Origin of the sequence: Candidatus Manganitrophus morganii, from assembly GCA_021651055.1 — a bacterium.
In the GTDB taxonomy this organism is placed as follows: Bacteria; Nitrospirota; Nitrospiria; order SBBL01; family Manganitrophaceae; genus Manganitrophus; species Manganitrophus morganii.
This window is the reverse complement of sequence record JAJHOH010000001.1, coordinates 340,249-358,508: the sequence shown is the minus strand read 5'-3', so window position 1 is coordinate 358,508 and position 18,260 is coordinate 340,249. Positions and strand designations below refer to the sequence as shown.

At 56.7% G+C, this 18,260-nt stretch carries 19 protein-coding genes; 11 read left to right on the top strand and 8 right to left on the bottom strand.

The features are described 5' to 3' along the window. Positions 1 to 29 precede the first annotated feature (29 nt). The 8 genes from fliF to MCM46_01575 all read right to left on the bottom strand — a co-directional run bounded on the left by fliF (position 30) and on the right by MCM46_01575 (position 8,805). A complete protein-coding gene (gene fliF / locus MCM46_01610) occupies positions 30 to 1,604 on the bottom strand; it encodes a flagellar M-ring protein FliF (protein MCG3110494.1) in 1,575 nt (524 codons plus the stop codon). Between the two features lie 10 nt (positions 1,605 to 1,614). After that, the gene (fliE, locus tag MCM46_01605; GenBank protein MCG3110493.1) at positions 1,615 to 1,905 is read right to left on the bottom strand and encodes a flagellar hook-basal body complex protein FliE; all 291 of its coding nucleotides are present in this window, start codon (positions 1,903 to 1,905) and stop codon (positions 1,615 to 1,617) included. A gap of 13 nt (positions 1,906 to 1,918) precedes the next feature. After that, positions 1,919 to 2,356, bottom strand: a complete 438-nt coding sequence (gene flgC, locus MCM46_01600) for a flagellar basal body rod protein FlgC (GenBank protein ID MCG3110492.1) — start codon at positions 2,354 to 2,356, stop codon at positions 1,919 to 1,921. A gap of 3 nt (positions 2,357 to 2,359) precedes the next feature. Beyond that, entirely contained in the window at positions 2,360 to 2,764 is a 405-nt protein-coding gene (gene flgB, locus MCM46_01595) for a flagellar basal body rod protein FlgB (protein MCG3110491.1), read from the bottom strand. After that, complete coding sequence (locus MCM46_01590; GenBank protein ID MCG3110490.1) at positions 2,761 to 4,170, bottom strand: sigma-54 dependent transcriptional regulator; 1,410 nt, start codon at positions 4,168 to 4,170, stop codon at positions 2,761 to 2,763. Before MCM46_01590 ends, flgB begins: the two co-directional genes overlap by 4 nt. Next, positions 4,167 to 5,090 (bottom strand): ATP-binding protein, encoded by a 924-nt coding sequence (locus MCM46_01585; protein ID MCG3110489.1) that lies wholly within the window; start codon positions 5,088 to 5,090, stop codon positions 4,167 to 4,169. Before MCM46_01585 ends, MCM46_01590 begins: the two co-directional genes overlap by 4 nt. Then, positions 5,065 to 7,131: a tetratricopeptide repeat protein gene (locus MCM46_01580; GenBank protein MCG3110488.1), complete on the bottom strand. Its 2,067-nt coding sequence runs from the start codon at positions 7,129 to 7,131 to the stop codon at positions 5,065 to 5,067. The genes MCM46_01585 and MCM46_01580 overlap by 26 nt, the downstream gene beginning before the upstream one ends. Before the next feature lie 237 nt (positions 7,132 to 7,368). Further along, on the bottom strand, positions 7,369 to 8,805 hold the full coding sequence (locus MCM46_01575) for a sigma-54 dependent transcriptional regulator (protein MCG3110487.1): 1,437 nt from the start codon (positions 8,803 to 8,805) through the stop codon (positions 7,369 to 7,371). Positions 8,806 to 9,081: 276 nt separating this feature from the next. Here MCM46_01575 and MCM46_01570 point away from each other — a divergent pair, with 276 nt between their 5' ends. The 11 genes from MCM46_01570 to flhB all read left to right on the top strand — a co-directional run bounded on the left by MCM46_01570 (position 9,082) and on the right by flhB (position 18,166). Then, entirely contained in the window at positions 9,082 to 10,584 is a 1,503-nt protein-coding gene (locus tag MCM46_01570) for a flagellar hook-length control protein FliK (GenBank protein MCG3110486.1), read from the top strand. A 57-nt stretch (positions 10,585 to 10,641) separates the two neighbouring features. Continuing rightward, positions 10,642 to 11,250, top strand: coding sequence for a hypothetical protein (locus MCM46_01565; GenBank protein MCG3110485.1), 609 nt, complete (start codon positions 10,642 to 10,644; stop codon positions 11,248 to 11,250). 23 nt (positions 11,251 to 11,273) lie between these two features. After that, a complete protein-coding gene (locus MCM46_01560) occupies positions 11,274 to 12,563 on the top strand; it encodes a flagellar hook protein FlgE (GenBank protein MCG3110484.1) in 1,290 nt (429 codons plus the stop codon). A gap of 235 nt (positions 12,564 to 12,798) precedes the next feature. Beyond that, positions 12,799 to 13,359 (top strand): flagellar basal body-associated FliL family protein, encoded by a 561-nt coding sequence (locus MCM46_01555; GenBank protein MCG3110483.1) that lies wholly within the window; start codon positions 12,799 to 12,801, stop codon positions 13,357 to 13,359. 21 nt (positions 13,360 to 13,380) lie between these two features. After that, on the top strand, positions 13,381 to 14,406 hold the full coding sequence (gene fliM / locus MCM46_01550) for a flagellar motor switch protein FliM (protein MCG3110482.1): 1,026 nt from the start codon (positions 13,381 to 13,383) through the stop codon (positions 14,404 to 14,406). Further along, the gene (gene fliN, locus MCM46_01545) at positions 14,396 to 14,812 is read left to right on the top strand and encodes a flagellar motor switch protein FliN (GenBank protein MCG3110481.1); all 417 of its coding nucleotides are present in this window, start codon (positions 14,396 to 14,398) and stop codon (positions 14,810 to 14,812) included. The genes fliM and fliN overlap by 11 nt, the downstream gene beginning before the upstream one ends. Before the next feature lie 4 nt (positions 14,813 to 14,816). Then, positions 14,817 to 15,125, top strand: a complete 309-nt coding sequence (fliO, locus tag MCM46_01540) for a flagellar biosynthetic protein FliO (GenBank protein MCG3110480.1) — start codon at positions 14,817 to 14,819, stop codon at positions 15,123 to 15,125. Further along, entirely contained in the window at positions 15,122 to 15,886 is a 765-nt protein-coding gene (fliP, locus tag MCM46_01535) for a flagellar type III secretion system pore protein FliP (protein ID MCG3110479.1), read from the top strand. The genes fliO and fliP overlap by 4 nt, the downstream gene beginning before the upstream one ends. A gap of 103 nt (positions 15,887 to 15,989) precedes the next feature. Beyond that, complete coding sequence (fliQ, locus tag MCM46_01530) at positions 15,990 to 16,259, top strand: flagellar biosynthesis protein FliQ (protein ID MCG3110478.1); 270 nt, start codon at positions 15,990 to 15,992, stop codon at positions 16,257 to 16,259. A gap of 9 nt (positions 16,260 to 16,268) precedes the next feature. Continuing rightward, a complete protein-coding gene (gene fliR / locus MCM46_01525; GenBank protein ID MCG3110477.1) occupies positions 16,269 to 17,048 on the top strand; it encodes a flagellar biosynthetic protein FliR in 780 nt (259 codons plus the stop codon). Positions 17,049 to 17,095: 47 nt separating this feature from the next. Continuing rightward, positions 17,096 to 18,166 carry a flagellar biosynthesis protein FlhB gene (flhB, locus tag MCM46_01520; protein MCG3110476.1) on the top strand — a complete coding sequence of 357 codons (1,071 nt, stop codon included), beginning with the start codon at positions 17,096 to 17,098 and terminating at the stop codon, positions 18,164 to 18,166. Positions 18,167 to 18,260: the final 94 nt, after the last annotated feature.

Genomic DNA, 18,260 nt, shown 5'->3' with positions numbered 1-18,260 from the left:
GCTGTTCAAAGAAGAGGCCGACAATCGCATTATTTCTCTTTGAGCCATTGCTTGACCACCTTCGTTGCAGCCTGAGGATTTTGTCTCGCCATCTGAACCATCTGCTCCGCCCCGGGCGCACCTGGCAGTTCTCCGAAGGGAGCTGACATCTGTCCCCGGACGGGAGGGTAAGCGACCGGCGTCGGCGATGGTGCGAGGAGCGCCTTGAGGACGGGGCGAACCACAAAAATAAAGCCGATCAACCCGACGACCACGCCGATCCCGTAGCGGACGAAGGGAAGCCACTGGGCGAACGCGTTTCCGGCCGGCTCCTCGGCGGCGGTTTCTTCATCCAGGAGGGCGTTGGATTCAAAAGGAACATTGACCACCTCGACCTGATCCTGCCGCTCCGCGGAGAAGCCCATTGCTTTTTTGACCAGCTCCTCCAGCTTGGCCATCTCTTCCGCGTTCCTCGGGAGATACTTCCGGGGGGTGTCGCCCTCGGCGGCTTCATAGGTGCCGTCGACCAATGCCGCGACCGAGAGCTTTTGGATTGTTCCGAACGGCTCGATGATCCGGCTGACCGTTTTGCTGATTTCGTAGTTGATCACTTCATTCTTCTTTTGCGAGTTATTGGTGCTGGTGGCCCCGGCCGGGGACCCCGCCTGCGTCCCGGGAGGAACGTTGGACAAAACACCGGGGACGCCGGACGAACCGGCGGAGGCGGAGCTCCCGCTCAACTCTTCCTGCGCGCGCTGTTCGCTTCGCACCACCTGTGTATCGGGGTCGAATTTTTCTTCAGTGTGTTCGACCTGGCGAAGGTCCAGAAGACTGGTCACCCGCACCACCGCCTTCCCGGTCCCGACGACCGTCTCAAGCATGCTCTGAATTTTCCCTTCGATTTCTTTTTCAAGATGCTTCTGGTAATCGAGCTGAGCGGAGGTCATCTGGACGGGGGACGATCCGTCGCCCGGTCTCGAGAGGATCTGGCCGTGACTGTCGACCACCGTAACGGTTTGAGGGCTCAATCCCTCCACACTGCTCGAAACGAGGTGGATGATCCCCTGAACCTGCCCTTCGGAAAGCCGTTTTCCGGCGCGAAGGGTGATGACGACCGAGGCGCGCGACGGCTCTTTCCGTTCGGAGAAGAGGGTTCGCTCCGGAACGACGAGATGAACCCGCGCTTTGCTCACCTCGGCGAGCTGGCCGATGGTTCGGCTCAGTTCTCCCTGAAGCGCCCTCCGATAGTTCAGCTTTTGAACGAATTCGGTTGTCCCGAAGCTGTTCCGGTCGAAGATCTCAAACCCGACCCCTCCTCCCTGCGGAAGTCCCTGGCCCGCCATTTGAAGGCGAAGCTCATGGACCCGCTCCGTCGGAACCGACACGGCGGTGCTGTCGGCCGAAAGCTCATAGGGGATGCGCCCTTCCTTCAGCTTGGCCACCACGGAAGCGGCGTCCTCCGAAGAGAGGTTGGTATAGAGGATTTGAAACTCCGGTTTTTGCACCCAAAGCCAGAGGACGACCCCGCCTGCAACCGTCGCCGCCAGAACCAGCAAGAGGGCGATCTTTCTGGCCAGCGGGGTGGTGGTCATCTGTTCGTTGAACTGCTGAAACATATCCGCCATGGTTTACCTCTTAGATTTGCATTCGGGAGATTTCTTCATAGGCCGAGACGATCTTGTTCCGGACCTGCATCATCAATTCAAATGAGAGGCTTGCCTTTTCGATGGCGATCATCGTCTGATGAAGGTCTTGCTGCTTGCCGGTCGTCAGATCGGTGATCGCCTGATCGGCTTGCAGCTGGGCATCATTCACCTGGCGAATCGACTCCTTCAGCGTGTCTACGAATGAAGCGTCGGTTTTTTCAGAACCCCCCGCTGCAGGCGTCGGATGAATTTGATTGGGTCCGATCGGTTGTATCGCCATTGTTTTCTCCTCGCTATCTTCCGATTTCCAATGCTTTCATCGCCATGCTTTTTGTCGCGTTCAGCGCGGTGACGTTTGCCTCGTAAGAGCGGAGGGCCGAGATCATATTGACCATCTCCTCCATCGCATTGATATTCGGATAGAGGACGAAGCCGTCCGGGTCGGCGTCGGGATGTTGCGGTTCGTAGAGCCGCTTAAAGGGGCGGTCATCTTGGATCACCTGCGTGACCGACACCCCCGGTTGGCTTCCTTCCAGATTCGATCGAAGGGCCTCTTCAAAAGAGCTTCCGGCCGGCGCGGCGGAGAAGACGACATCTTTTCTTCGATAGGGTCCCCCCTCCGCTGTTTTTGTCGATTCCACATTCGCGAGATTGCTGGAAATGACGTTTAATCTCGCCCGTTGTGCATCGAGGGCCGAAGCCGAAATGGCGAATGCCTGTTCAATGTCCATCGATTATCTCCCTTCTCTGATTGCGTTTCGAATGCCTCTGAGTTTTCCGCTTAATATCTGCGTCGTCGCCGTATAGAAGAGGGTATTTTCGGCGAGTTTGGCCATCTCCTGCTCCCCGTTGACAGTGTTCCCGTCGAGCCGCTGAGAAGCGCCGGGGGAGACGGCCGCATGAGAAGAAGCCGACACGCTTCCGCCTGAAGAAAGATGCGCCGCGTCGGTCCGATCGAGCGATAGCGGAAGAGATCCCGAGGCGGAACCGAGCGCCTCCTTGAAATTCACCTCCATCGCTTTGTAGCCGGGGGTATCCTGATTTGCGATATTGGCTGTGATCACCCGATGCCGTTCACTCCGCAGATCGAGGGCCTGCCCCAGCAGGCCGATGGTTTTGCTAAACAAGCTCGAGATCATAAGGTGCCTCCTTCATCCGCGCGCCCAGGGGCGGCGGTCTGTTGCGGGTCTGTTGATCCGGCGGTCCGGTACTCTCTTAGTTTGTTCCGAAGGGTTCGAATGCTGATCCCCAGGTGCCGGGCGGCATGGGTCCGGTTTCCCCCGACCCGTTCGAGCGTCTCCAAAATCAGCTCCCGCTCGGCTTCCCAAACAGTGGTCGATCGCGGGGGCGGGGGGGCTGCCTTTGCCTCAGAAGACGCTTCGAAGAGGAGATGATCGGGGGTGATGACCCCCCGGTCGCAGAGGAGGACCGCCCGCTCGATAACATTCGCGAATTCACGGATATTTCCACGCCATTCCCGGCCCATTAAGTGAGAGAGCGCCTCCGGCGAGACAGAGAGGACCGACTTTTGATTTTTGGCCGATCCCTTTTTGATGAAGTGATCGGCGAGCAGGGGAATATCAACCACGCGATGGCGGAGGGGAGGGAGGCGCAACGGAAAGACATTGAGGCGATAGTAGAGGTCTTCGCGGAAACGTCCGGCGTTGACCTCTTCCCACAACGGACGATTGGTTGTGGCGATGACCCGGATGTCGAGCGAGATCGGCCCCTTCCCCCCGAGAAGATCGACTTCGCGCTCTTGCAGAACCCGGAGCAGCTTGGCCTGGAGCGACAGGTGCATTTCGCTCACTTCATCGAGAAGGAGGGTTCCGGTGTGAGCGAGCTCGAACCGGCCCGGCTTTCTTGCGGCGGCCCCGGTGAAGGCCCCCTTTTCGTAGCCGAAGAGCTCGCTTTCCAGCAACGCCTCCGGCACCGCGGCGCAGTTGATCGCGATAAAGGGGCGATGGGCGCGCGGGCTCTGTTCGTGAATAAAGCGGGCCAGGAGCTCTTTCCCCGTTCCGCTTTCCCCTTCGATAAGGATCGAGGTTTGGCTTGCGGCGACCACTTCGGCCGTTTTGAGCAGGCGCAACATTCCCGGGTCCTGAGTCAGTAAAGCCCGTCCGGCGGGAGCGGTCGGGAGAGGGGGCGGTTTGGCGGCGGGGAGCTCCTGCGAGCAGAGCGCCCTCTGAATAACCATCTCCAGCGCTTCTTGGGAAAAGGGCTTCACAAGATAGTCGAACGCTCCCGACTTCATCGCCTCGACGGCGGCTTGAATCGTTCCAAATGCCGACATGATGATGATGGGGAGGGAAGGTATCAGCTTCTTCGCTTCCTGAAAAAGGTCCATTCCGCTCATCCCGGGCATCCGGATATCGGTCATCATCAAACCGATCGCCTGTTCCCGGCAGTGACGCAACGCTTCTTCTCCGTTCGAAGCAATCACCACCGGATGCCCCGACTGCCGAAGGCTTTCCGAGAGGGCCAGTCTCATGGCGGGGTCGTCATCGACAACCAGGATTGGTCTGGAAGGGGAGGGATATATCATTCAATCGGCTCCGTCAGATCAAGTCGGGGCGGGAGGGTCAACGTAAAGGTCGATCCTCGATTGATCTCGCTTTGAACCTGAATCGTTCCCCCCAAGGCGGTCACGGCGTGATGAACGATCGCCAGTCCGAGACCGGTTCCTCTCGACTTGGTGGTAAAAAAGGGATCGAAGATCTTGGGGAGAATTTCCGGCGGAATCCCGTCTCCCGTATCGCTGATCGTGATCTTCACCCCATCGTTCGGCATGACGGCGCCTCGATCGGAGCCGGACGGTCCATCTCTTTCCTGAGGAGCGACCGTGACGCGGAGTTCGCCTCCCTGCGGCATCGCTTCGACCGCGTTCAAGATCAGGTTCAGGAGGATCTGTCGCAGGAGATCTTCATCGCACCGGACCGGATCGGAAAGAGTCTCGATCGATTCGATCCAGCCGATCCGATTTTGCCGGATCAGCGGAAGGGCAAAGAGCCGTGCCTCTTCGATCATTCTCCGCAGGTCGGTCTTGCGGAAGAAAGGGGCCGGTGTTCGGGTAAAGAGAAGAAGATTCGAGAGGGCATAATCCATCGCGCCGACGGCGGCGGAGATGTGATCGGCGTATTGCCGCAAAGAGGGATCGGCCACCCTTTTCTTCAAAAGAGAGGAGAAGAGCTCGATGCTGCCGAGGGGGTTTCTCAACTCATGCGCCATCCGGGCCGACATTTCACCGACAGCGGCCAGGCGATGATTTCGCTCCGCCTGCTCCCGAAGCGCCTCCCTCTGCTGGAGGCTTTCCTCCAGCGCGCGATTCTTCGCCTCCAGCTCGGATTTGAGTTGTGCGACCTGTTCTTGAAGGAGACGGTAGTATTTCTCCAGGTCGAGGGAAGTTTCATTAAAGCGACTGAACGCTTCCCGAAGAAGCTCAGCCTTTTTTTCTTCGATTGCCATCGATGGCGGACCTCAAGTTTAACGTGGCCATGGCCTCCGCGGCCATCTGGCGGACCAACGGATCTTTCGCGTTCCGGGCAAGCTGATCGAAAAGGGAGCGTCCGCGGTTTTTTTGGCCGAGGGCGGCGTAACTCTTCCCTATTTGTAGGTGAATCCAATCCCCCTGCGGGGTTTCAGATTTTTCTTTCAGCGCCGTTTGATACGCTTGAATCGCCTTTTGATATTCCCGCAGCCGGTAGTAGGCGTCCCCCAATGGGAATGAGAGCTCGACCGCGTTCTCCGGGCGGTGATCGATCCACTTTAGGTAAATCGCGGCCTCTTTCCGATAATCACCCTTCTTCCGGAAGGCCTTGGCGAGAAGGAGGGAAACCTTCTCTTGGTCTGCATGTTTGGGATTTTTGAGAAGCCATTCGGCATAGATCTTAATCGCGCGAGGATGTTTTCCTTGATGATCGAGGGCCGCTCCAAGATCGATGAGAAGAGCGGAAAGATGCCGGCTCTTCGGATAACGTTTGAGAAAGGTATTCATTTTATGCTCCGCTTGGGGGTACTCTCCCTTTTCCAGCAAGCTTTTTCCGAGAAGGAAAAGGGCCTCCTCCGCGAATCGGCTCGATAGGCTTGCCGAAATCGGCGCATAGAGATCGATCGCTTGTGTATGAAGACCGAGGCGGGCATGGCTTTTCCCGACCTGAAGACCGGTCGGACCGGTCAGCATCGGCGGGGTGAAATTGGAGGAGAGGGCGTGAAAGAGGGCGACGATCTTCAGATGATCTTCTTCCTTTGCAAGCCGGCCGACCTCCTCGCCGATCGTTTTGCGATGGATAGCGACCAGACGGAGCCGGAACAAGGAGGAGGGGAGAAGGGTGAGAAAACGGCTTTGCAGCTCCAGCGCGACGGAGTGCGAGCCGTAAATTCGAAATTGCTCGATCCCCTCCAGAAGCACCTCTTGAGCGAAACCGTCGAGCGGCGCGGCCTGCAACACGGTTTTCACTTGGTTTTCCATCAACCCCAATGCCCGGCGAATTTCTTCGCGATTCTCCTCCTGACAATGGGAAGGGCGTTTTTGTTCGGCGGCGGCGCACTCCTGCATCGCGAGCTGACCGATCGATGCCATTATTTTTTCGAGGCCGCTGTTTGGATCGGCGGCCGGCGCGGATTGTATTTGTGCGTAGATGAAGCCTGCTTCGTCAACCTTTCCTTCCCGCCGCCAGGTGTCTCCCGTCCTTGCCAGGGCAATCGAAGCGAGGGAATGGGTTGGAAAGATGTTAAAGAGATTGGTGAAGAGATTTCGTGCTTGACCCATGTGGCCGGTGCGATAAGCCGATTCGGCATGTTGGAACAAGACGATCGGTGAGATCGCTCTTCCCGGATGGCTCGATAAGGCGTCTCCGCGTTCATATTTCTGGTAGGCGATTTTGAAGTCGGCTTGCTGATAAAGACTGTCGGCATGACCGAGCAGGACCGAGACTTGATCTTCTTGCGAGAGGGAACGGAGGTCGATCTGTTCGTATGCGTCGGCCGCTTCCTTCCATTTTTTCCACCCTCGGTAGGTTTCGGCGATTCCGATCCGGGCGAGCAGGGCGAAGCGGCTGTTCGGATGCCGAAGGAGGATCCTCTTGAAGCTCCCGATTGCTTCATAATAGAACCCAATTTTTTCATAGACTTGACCCATTCTCCAGAAGCTGCGGACGGCATTTTCCGAGTCAGGGTGCATCAGCTGCGCCTCTTTAAAGGCGGCCAGCGCATCATCGAGATGGTGAGCCCCTCCCGTCTCGGCCCATTTCAAATGGAGATCTCCACGGAGAAAAGAAGCCGTTTCGGAGAGAGGTCCTTTTGGGACCTGCTGCAAGAGGCGATCTGTTTCCGAAAGGGCGAGGGCAAATTGACCCTCTTGATATGCTTGCAAAATCGCTTTAAAGGGATCGGCGCCTTCGGCCGAATGGTTTTCCGGGAAGAGGGGAAGGTCCCGGTCCTCCGCCCGGATGTCCGGCGCTAAAACGATCGAGTTCAACAGGAGTATGATGAAAACCACGCGTTTCATTGCAATCCAATAGTAATGAATGGTTTGACCCCAATCCGGTATAAGCAAGAAGGGTGCCGATCCAGCCGGAGAATCTTGGGTCCGATCAAGCGATGGGTGAAGGGATGAAATGGTTTTAAAGGGGATGGAAAAAGGTGAATGAAGGTGAATGAAAGAGAGGGAGAGGAAAGGGCCGTCAACAGGTTGACAGGAAGAGTCAAGAATATCGTCGAGAAGAAACGATTCGGCCCCCGCCGGTCAGTCCGTATTCGCGGCGGGAAGCGGTTCCCGGTTTGCTCCGGTATCGGCGGGAGAGGGAGTGGGATGTGCCCAGCGCCGCTTGAGTTTTTCGACGAGGGTGGTCCGGTTCATCTTCAAAAGCTGGGCGGCGCGATTCTTGACGCCATTGGCCTTCGACAGTGCTTGCTGTAGGAGCTGGTTTTCAAATTCGGAGACCAGTTCTGAAAAATTGGCCCCTTCTTCGGGAAGCTCGAATTGAAAGAGGAGCCGACGCTCGTGAGATTTGGTGAGCTTGTCGGGCAGATCCGACGGCTGGATGAACCCCTCCTGTTTCAGGGTCACCAGCCGCTCGATGAGATTCTCAAGCTCCCGAATGTTTCCCGGCCAGGGATATTCCAATAGGAGCTTCTCCGCATCGGGCACGACGCCCTGGATCTTACGCTGCTTTTTCTCGTTAAAGCGGCTGATGAAGTGGTCGATCAGCAGGGGAACATCCTCCTTCCTCTCGCGAAGAGGAGGGATCATCATCGGAATGACGTTCAGCCGGTAGAAGAGATCTTTCCGGAAGCGCTTTTCATCAACGGCCTGTTCGAGGTCTTGATTGGTGGCGGCGATGATGCGGACGTCGACGTGGATCGTTTTGTTTCCGCCGACCCGTTCGAAGGAGCGTTCCTGCAACACGCGGAGCAGTTTTACCTGCAAGGGGAGCGGGAGCTCGCTGATCTCGTCCAGAAAGAGGGTTCCCCCGTGGGCCAGCTCGAATCGGCCGATCCGGGAGGTGACGGCGCCGGTGAAAGCCCCCTTTTCATGACCGAAGAGCTCGCTTTCCAGAAGCGCTTCCGGAATGGCGCCGCAGTTCACCGGAATCAACGGCTTGTCTCGTCGCGGGCTGTTAAAATGAATCGTTTTTGCGACGACCTCTTTCCCCGTTCCGCTTTCACCTTGGATAAGGATGGTGCTGTCGCTGTCGGCCACACGCTCGATCAATTCGTAAACCCCTTGCATGAGGGGGCTTTGTCCGACCATATTTTCAAATTGATATTTTTCGCGAACCATTTTTTGCAATAAGAGGTTCTCATGTTTGAGACGATGATATTCCAATGCGTTTTTCAAGAGACCCAGGACGACGTCGACCTGAAACGGTTTTGAAACAAAGTCGAATGCGCCCGACTTCATCGCCTTCACCGAAAGCTCAATGGTCCCAAAGCCGGTAAGGAGGATGCAAACCGCATGCGAGTGGACCCGTTTGATCTCCCTCATGAGGTCGATCCCGTTCATGCCCGGGAGCTCGTAATCGATCAGGTGGAGTTGGAAAGAGATATTCTTTGCCAAGGCGAGCGCTTCGGCGCCGTCCGCGGCGGTTTCAACCCGATATCCCGTTCGCTCCAAAAGTTCTGACAACACCGTCCGGACGGAAGGATCGTCTTCGACAACAAGAATCCGGTCACCGCTCATAGCGTTCTCCGATCACGTTATTTCTAAAATGGAATATTCCGAGAAGGGGATAGTCAGAGCATAACAGACTTTTTCCATCTGTCAACGATTTGACTGATGATTTCTCGCCGACCCTTCCCGGCAGAAAATTCCCACCGGTAGGCAAAGAGGTCCGGAAAAAGAGGCGGCGTTTCGGTGAAAACGGTACAAAATTCCGGAAATCATGCTGGTACGCATCTTGCTCTATCCGAACCCGATGACAAACGGCAGCCCCAACGTTCAACCGGAAAACAAGCGATGAGTGATCTACTCGATCTGCAATCGATCAACGGCCTCGCACCCGCCGCGGGATCTCAGGGCGAAAAGCTCGCTTCGAAACAAGGAGAGAGCCCGGAAGGATTCCTGAAGGTCCTGAATGGGCTTGCGGCCGAAACGAGGGCCGTCGGGACCCCCAATGCGGAAGGTCTTCTCGCTTCCTTGACGGAGGAGGGCCATCCCTTATTGGCATTTCTCGGACGCTCCTTGCTGGACGGGAACCAGATTGTCCGTATCGGCGTTCTCGATGAGGGAGAGGAAGGAACCGAAGGGGGGGCCTCTCCGATCGATTCGACGCTCAATCCTCCTGCCGGGCTGACTCCGTTACAAGTTGGACTTGTACAGGGTCCTCCGCCGGAAGGATCTTCATCCCTTCCGCTCGCTTCTCCGGGGAGAGAGGCACAACCGGATGGACCGGAACAGACACGGGGAAACGGCCCACAGGTCCGTTTGTTTTCGAAACCAGATCTGCCGATTGCAGAAGCGGCTACACCCGGCCCGATCGTTTCCACAGATCTGGAAACGGAGGTCGGAATATTTCCCGAACAGGGAGGCTTAACAGGGGAGCCCGCTCCGCAAGGAGAGAAAGAACTTCAGGGGACAGGACCTTTTAAAGGAACGGAGCCGGTTAAAGGAACGGAGCCGATCGCTTCCCATGATCCGCTCCGTCCGATGACCTTGCCGGAAAAGGGTCTTCATCAAAAAGCGGGAGAGAATCCAGATCGAATCGCTTCTTCCAACGTACGACCCAAGGGAAATGAATCCAGTGAGACAAGCTTTTTCGAGACCGAAGCAATCGGTGGGATCGAAAAAGAGAAATCCGTTCTTTCTGTCCTCGCCGGTGGCGATCAAAATAACTCTGAAGAAGCCGGGGGGAGAACTGGATCGGAACGGCCAAACCCGATGGAGATGGTTGCCAATGAAACGGCTGGAATGAGCGCATCCGATATCGGTCCCTCCCGCCTAAAAGATGACTTCATGAAGAGGGAGATAGGATCGTCCAATCCAATTCAGTCAAATATAACGGGCGATACCTTGTCCGGAATGCCTGAGGAGAGACACCTTCTCCATCAAATATCCGAAAAGTGGAGCTTATCCCACTTTAAGAACGAACCTTCCTTCCGCCTTCAATTGGAACCGGAGAGGCTCGGTGAGCTTCAAATCGATATCTCAATGCATCAAGAGGGGATCGTCGCCGAGATCGTGACAAAACATCCTTTCGTGAAGGAACTCCTGGAGGGGAATCAGGAATTGCTGAGGGGAACGCTGGCCGAACAGGGGATGAAAATCGATCGGTTCTCGGTCAGCATCGGCGATCCCGGCCAGGCCGCCCTCGGCTGGGAAGATCACCTGCGAAAACAGGGAACGGACGCTCCCTATTACGTTTCGCAATCCTCTCTGCTGCCGGCTGAAGAGGGGGAGATTTCTCCCGAGCAGCGGTGGATGAAGGAGGGGGCTTGGAGCGCGATTAGTATTTACGTATAAGGCGGGCACCGATCTTCTCGCCGGAGTCAAATCGCATTTTTGTGGAGGAGACGATAGATGGATGCAATCGGTCAATTAGGCGCAGATACTTTTTTGAATTTACTATCGGTCCAATTACAATACCAGGACCCGCTCCAACCGATGGACAGCATGCAGTTTGTTACGCAGCTGGCTCAATTCACTCAGGTGGAAAAGTCGGTGAATATGGACAAAACCTTGGGAACGCTCACGCAATACATGGCCTCCATGAACAATTACAACGCGGCCGGCTTGATCGGAAAAGACGTTCAGGTCGAGGGGAGGAGCTTTCCTCTGCGGGAGGATGTCCCCGCGACATTGAACTATCAATTGGAAGGGGACGCCAGGGAGGTGATGATTCAAATCTCGGATGAGACGGGGAATGTCGTTCGGAACATTCGCGCAGGAGTCCAGCCGGCGGGAATGCGGAATGTGACCTGGAACGGCTTGGATGAACATGGAAACAACTTGCCGGAGGGGACGTACACCTATGACGTTTCCGCGGTGGATGTCACCGGGGCGCCTGTTCGGGCGCAAACCTACACGCAAGGACGGGTGACCGGCGTGACCTTTGAGAACAGCATCGCTTATCTCATGGTCAACGGCGCACGGGTTCCGGCATCGGGCGTATTGCGGATCCATCAATAAGATAAACAGGGAGGGAAGATCAGATGGCGATTTTAACTTCGCTTTTTTCAAGTGTCAGCGGGATCAACGCATTCGGTAACGGGCTTTCCGTTATCAGCAACAATATCGCGAACATGGCAACCATCGGTTTTAAGGACAGCAGCGTGGCGTTTTCCGATATTATCGGGGAAGGCTCCGCCGGCAATCAAATCGGGCATGGCGTTTTCGTCAGCGGCATCCGGACGCAATTCACCCAAGGATCGTTCGAGACAACCGGAAACGGACTCGACATGGCGCTCGAGGGAGACGGGTTTTTTCTCTTGAGAACGCCGGAGGGAACGGAGTCGTATACCCGCGCCGGCCTTTTCAGTGTGGACCAGGACGGACTCATCGCCAATCCGGAAGGCCTGTTGCTTCAAGGCTATCAAGCCGACCCGACCGGCGCTCTGACCGGACAGATCGGCAATCTCAATGTGGCGTCCACTTCTTTTCCGCCGCAGGCGACCACCCGGATGGATGTGGTGGCGAATATCGATTCCAGGGCGACCATTCCAGCCGCTTTTGATGTGACCGATCCGACGGGGACCTCGAATTTCTCGACCAGTTTGTCGATGTTCGACTCCCTCGGAAACAGCCACCTCGTCTCGGTTTTCTTTAGAAAGAGCGCGACGGCCCCAGGCGGAAACACCTGGCAGTGGTTCGCGGTTGTCGAGGGGGCGGACGCGACCAGCGGCGTCACGGAGATCCAGGCGCAGGGAACGTTGACCTTCACCACCGCCGGAGAGCTCGATACGGAGAGCGTCATTACCTATCCGACCGGCGGCTTCGACTTTTCCGGCGGGGCGACGCAGAATCAGATCATCGACTTTGGTTTCGGGGAGAGCATTACCACGGACGGCGGAACCGGTTTGAATGGGCTCACCCAATTCGGATCGAACTCGGGGGTTCTCAACCAATTGCAAGATGGCTATGCCTCCGGATCGCTTCAGCGGGTCTCCGTCAACAATGAGGGGCTGATCACCGGGCTCTTCACCAACGGGAAGAGCCGGACCCTCGGGGGGGTCACGCTCGGGCGATTTAACAATCCCCAGGGCTTGGTCAAGCTCGGAAATAATCTTTATGCCGTCTCTTCCGATTCGGGACAACCGATTTTCGGCTCGCCCGATTCGGCCGGAATGGGAAGGATTCTGGCGAGCTCGCTGGAGTTGTCGAGCGTCGATCTGGCGGGGCAGTTCGTGAAGATGATCGAATATCAGCGCGGATTCCAAGCCAATTCCCGCGTGATCTCCATTACCGACGAGATCCTCCAGGAGCTGGTGAATTTGACGCGATAAGTCCCGGGCGCCGGGGCGGTTATCCCGCCCCGGCGCCTCCGTCAAAGCAATGACGCTCCTCCCCCCTTGTTTGACACCTCTTTTGATTTTCATCGCATCTTCTCTTCGCTAAACCAATTTTAATCATCAAAAGGTGGCGATTCCGGCCTCCGGGTCGCGCTTCCAGGCATTTTATCGCTGGCATGGACATTGCTATGCATACCGAATGAACTTAATCCCATGAGGGAGTGGATCCGTGGCGGAGGAAGAAAAAAAAGGGGAGGCCGACAAAGCCGATAAAAAGGATGCGAAACCTCCAGCAAAATCGAAGAAAATGTTGTTCATCATCGTCGGCGCGGTGATTCTCCTCGCGGCGGGAGGAGGCGTTTTTTTCATGATGAAGAAACCCTCCGAGGAGACGGTTGCGGCTGTCGCCGCCGAAGAAGCGACCCCTCCTAAAACGGAGAGTAGCGGCGGGAAGGAGGCGGCCGGCGGCAAGAAGACGGAGGAGAAGGGGGGGGTCATTTTCGATTTGGATCCCTTCGTCGTCAATCTGGCCGATACCCCGGAGATCCGGTACCTTAAGCTGACGATCAAGTTGGAGCTGGCGAAGGAGGAATATACCGAGGAGGTGACAAATCGGATGCCTCAAATCCGCGATTCGCTGCTGATTCTTTTCAGCAGCAAAGAGTATGCGAGTATCCGAACCGTTGAGGGAAAAATGGAGCTCCGCGATGAGATTCTCCAAAGGTTAAATACGATCTTAAAAAAGGGAGCGGTGAAGGCGGCGTATTTTACCGATTTTGTGGCGCAATAGGAGTTGCGATGAACCGGTCGATTGCAGGGCCGACATCGTGAATCGATGATGGCGGAGAAAATATTATCTCAAGAAGAGGTGGATGCCCTTCTCAAAGGCGTTTCCGACGGAAAGGTCAGCACGCAACCTGCGCCGGCGCCGTCTCAAGGGGTCCGGCCGTATGATTTCACCAGCCGCGATCCCATTCCTCACGGAGGAATTTCGGGTTTCGAGTTTGCTCATGAGCGGTTCGCGCGATTTTTCAAGGCCACCCTCTCCTCGGTCGTGCGTAAAGAGATCAAGATTCAGCCGATGCCGATCCAGGTCCTTCCTTTTAAGGAGCTCATGAAAGACGCTCCCGCGCCGATCAGCCTGAACCTGATTAAAATGGATCCGCTCAAAGGACAGGCCTTGATCGTGGTGAAGCCGGAGCTTCTCTATACGCTTCTTGAGCTCCTCTTCGGCGGAAACGGCCAAGGTCCGGGCAAAATCGCCGTCACGGAGTTTACGCCGATCGAGCAACGGGTGATCCGCCGGTTCGTTGTGATGGTTCTTGAAGAATTTCAGAAAGCATGGACGCCGCTTTATCCTTTCAAACCTTCTTTGGTCCGGTCCGAGACCAATCCGCAGTTTGCCAACGTCATGAGCCCCGGCGAGCAGGTCGTCAAGATTTCGTTCAAGCTTGAGATTGAGGATCAGAAACGGGAGATTATCCTTGCGATTCCATTTACCTCTCTTGAACCGGTCTTTGAAAAATTGGTCGGCGGTTTCACCGGAACCGCCCGAGAGGTTGATCCCGAATGGGCCGCGCGTTTAAGGGCGGAGATGGCCGACTGCCGGGTTTCGGTCACAGCCGAGTTGGGGGGGGCGGTTCTGACGGTAGAGGAGATCACCCAGCTGGCGGTGGGGGATATCATTATTCTCGAAAAGGGGGTGGATGAAGATCTGGAGATGAAGGTGGAGGGAAGACCGAAATTTCGAGGCCATCCCGGTCTCCACCGGGGGAAGCCCGCGTTTCAGATCACCTCGCTGATTTACGATCGGAGGGAAGCGCAACATGGCAGATGAGGATCCCAAGGCCGGACCGGGGGGCGGGGCGCAGAAGCCGGCCGCCGCACCGGCGGCGGGGGCGGCCAAGAAGCCTGCGGGCGCGGAAGCGAAACCCCCTTCGTTTGCGCCGCTGGAGCAGAAAAAAACCGGCGCGCCGGTGGGCAATCTCGATTTTATCCTCGATATTCCCCTGGAAATTCGCGTCGAGCTGGGGAACGCAAAAATTCTCATCCGGGATCTCCTCCAACTCGGCCAAGGATCGGTGGTCGAACTGGAAAAGCTGTCGGGCGAGCCGCTGGAGGTATTTATCGGCGATAAGTTGGTGGCCCGAGGCGAGGTCGTCGTCGTGAACGAAAAATTCGGGATTCGCCTCACCGATATCGTCAGCGCGGCGGAACGGATCAAACAACTCAGCAAAGGATGACCCCGTGGACCCCTTTTGGAACCTCATCAAAGTCGGCGCATCGCTTCTTTTTGTTCTCGGAATCATGGCCCTGACGGCCTATGCCGCCAAACGGTTCCTCGGCTCCAAATTGGGACGCTGGCGTTCGCAGCCCCTCATCCAGGTCTTGGCGACGACCTATCTCGGCCCGAAGAAAGAGATTGCGGTGATCGAGGTCGGAAAAGAATATCTGGTCGTCGGCATCACGCCGACACAGATCTCCCTTCTCACCCGGCTGGAGGAGCCGCCCCTTCCGTCGGCGCCGATCGAAACAAGCGCGGGGCCGCGAACATGACGCATCGGCTTCTCCTCCGCGCCGGGATTGTATGCGCCCTCTTTTTGATCTGTGTTATGGCGCCGGTTTCAGCGGCGGAGACCCCCAACGGAGCTCCCTCCTTGACGATCAACCTGGGAGACGGCACACCCCAGCAGATGTCGGTGGTCGTTCAGATTCTCCTCCTCCTGACGGTCCTCTCTCTGGCCCCGGCCCTGATCATGATGGTCACCTCGTTTACGCGGATCGTGGTCGTCCTCTCCTTTTTGCGGCATGCATTGGGAACGCAACAAAGCCCTCCCAACCAGGTCCTCATCAGCTTGGCCCTTTTTTTAACGCTCTTTGTGATGTCGCCGGTCTGGCAAAAAGTCAATGCGGAGGCGCTTCAACCCTACCTGGAGCAAAAGGCGTCGCAATCGGAGGCGCTCGAGCGGGCGGCCGACTCGGCGCGGGGTTTTATGCTCAAGCAGGTTCGTGAGAAAGACCTCGCCCTTTTCGTCGAGATGGCGAAGTTGCCGGCGCCGAATACCCCCTCCGAGCTCCCGATTCATGTGGTGATTCCGGCCTTCATGATCAGCGAGCTCCGGACCGCTTTTCAGATCGGTTTCCTGATCTTCTTGCCCTTTCTCATCATCGATATCGTCGTGGCGAGCATTTTGATGTCGATGGGGATGATGATGCTTCCCCCCGTTATGGTCTCCCTTCCGTTCAAGCTGATTCTTTTTGTTTTGGCCGACGGGTGGTTTCTCGTCGTGGGGTCTCTGGTCAAGAGCTTTGCGTGAGGTGGATGTAGGGGCGCAATTCATTGCGCCCTTGTATGCTGCGGCAAATCAGGGGTGGTAAATCAGGGCGTGATGAATCACGCCCCTACAAAAGGATTTTCCAATGACGATGGAGTTTGTGGTTGAGATGGGTCAGCGGACCATCGAAACGGCGCTGCTATTGTCGGCCCCGGCGCTTCTTTTCAGCTTGGCGGCGGGATTGCTCGTGAGCCTCTTTCAGGCGGTCACCCAAATCAACGAAGCGACCTTGACGTTTCTGCCGAAGATCCTGGCGGTGGCGCTCGCTCTGTTGATCTTCTTTCCCTGGATGCTCTCGCTGCTCATCGAGTTTACGAGCCGTCTGCTGATCAATCTTCCGAATTACGTCCATTAGGAGAGCGTGATGGAGTGGGTGCAGCCTCTTTTCCGGTACGAGACCGCTTTTGTGCTGATTCTCTTTCGGGTGGCGAGCTTTCTCGCCGTGCTCCCGATCATGAGCGGGCGCAGTATCCCCGGATTGATCAAGGTGTCGTTGGCGCTGGCGGTCTCGCTCATCCTCGTGCCGATCATCCCGATTCAGCCGGCCCCGCCGACGGTCTCCGCCTGGGTCGTCGGTCTGGCGGGAGAGATGATGATCGGGTGGGTCATCGGGCTCGGGTCCCGTCTCATTTTTGCCGCGGTGGAACTCGGCGGAGAGCTCGCGGGCCTTCAGATGGGGTTCGGCATCGCCAATGTCATTGATCCGAGCTCCAGCCAACCGGTTCCATTGATCGAACAGTTTTATACCCTTTTGGCGGTCCTCGTTTTCTTCGGGATCCATGCGGACCATCTGGTCCTTCGGGCGCTGGTTCAAAGCTTCACCATTCTTCCTCCGATGACCTTCAATCCCGGGGGAGCGCCGATCGGGCAACTCGTTCAAGCGGCCGGCCAGCTTTTTGTCATGGGAATGCGGATTGCGATTCCGGTCACCATCGCCCTTTTGCTGGCGAACGTCGCGCTGGGAATCATCTCGCGCGTCGTTCCACAGATGAATGTGTGGCTGATGAGTTACCCGATCACGATCAGCCTCGGTCTTCTGATCATGGGAGCGACCCTCTCTCTCTACGTCGCGCTGCTGCAGAACCAGATGGCCGGCCTGGAAGGAACGATCGGGGGGCTTTTGTTGGAAATGAAAAATCCGTAAGGAGTGAAGACGTCTACTCCTCACTTCTCACGCATTTGAGTTGATAAATGGCATCGGACGATCAGGAAAAAAGCGAAAAAGCGAGTCCAAAACGGCGGGAGGAGGCCCGGAAGAAAGGGCAGGTCCCCAAAAGCCGGGAGATCCATTCCGCCGCGTTGATCCTCGGCGGCGTCCTCGGTTTTTCCATCACCGCTCCGATGGTGATGTCGCAGATGCGGAATATGATGATTCAAACCTGGAGCGCCCTCTCCGCCACGCCGATGACGGAGAGCTCTTTTTATCATTTGGCGATGACCCATCTTTCAGGAACGTTGTGGGTTCTCATCCCGGTGATGGGAATGCTCGGCGCAATCGTGGTCGCCGCCTCCTTCGGGCAGCATGGGTGGGTTTGGTCGACGGAAGCGTTGGCCCCCGACTGGTCTCGGCTCAATCCCTTGAAAGGGGCGACAAAGTTCTTTTCCCTCCAGGCGGCCGCGGAGTTGATCAAAACGCTGATCAAGTTTATTGCCGTCGGCGCGCTTTCGTATGTCGTCATTCGCCAGGCGCTTCCGGCGATCTCCACCGCGATGCAGGCGGAGATCTCTCAAATGCCGGCGATTGCCGGCCGAATGGTTTTTAAATTGGCGATGACGACCGGTCTTCTGATCGCTTTCCTTGGGGCGGGCGATTATCTCTTTCAGTGGTGGAACCTGGAGCGGAGCCTCCGGATGACGCGACAGGAGATGAAGGAGGAGATGCGGCAGAGCGAAGGGGATCCGATGATCCGGGCGCGTGTGCGGAGCGCTCAGAAAGAGATGGCCCGCAAACGGATGATGGCCGACGTGCCGAAGGCCGACGTGATCCTGACCAACCCGACGACCCTGGCGGTGGCCCTCGTGTATCAACACGGAAAAATGAAGGCACCGAAGGTGGTGGCGAAAGGGGCCGGCTTTATCGCGGAGCGGATACGGGAGATCGCCCGTCAACACGGGGTTCCGGTGATCGAGAACAAACCGCTCGCCCGCGCCCTCTTCAAGGCGGTCAAAATCGGCGATTCGATCCCGTCGAAGCTCTACCGCGCCGTCGCGGAAATTTTGGCGTATGTCTATCGCATGAAGCAAAAAAACTGGAGGGTGTAGGGTGTAGGGGGGATAGGCTGTAGGGGAAGGCCAAAAAGATTTTTGTTTCCATCTTTTCCCCCTACCCTCTGCCCTCTACTTTCTTCCGTTACTT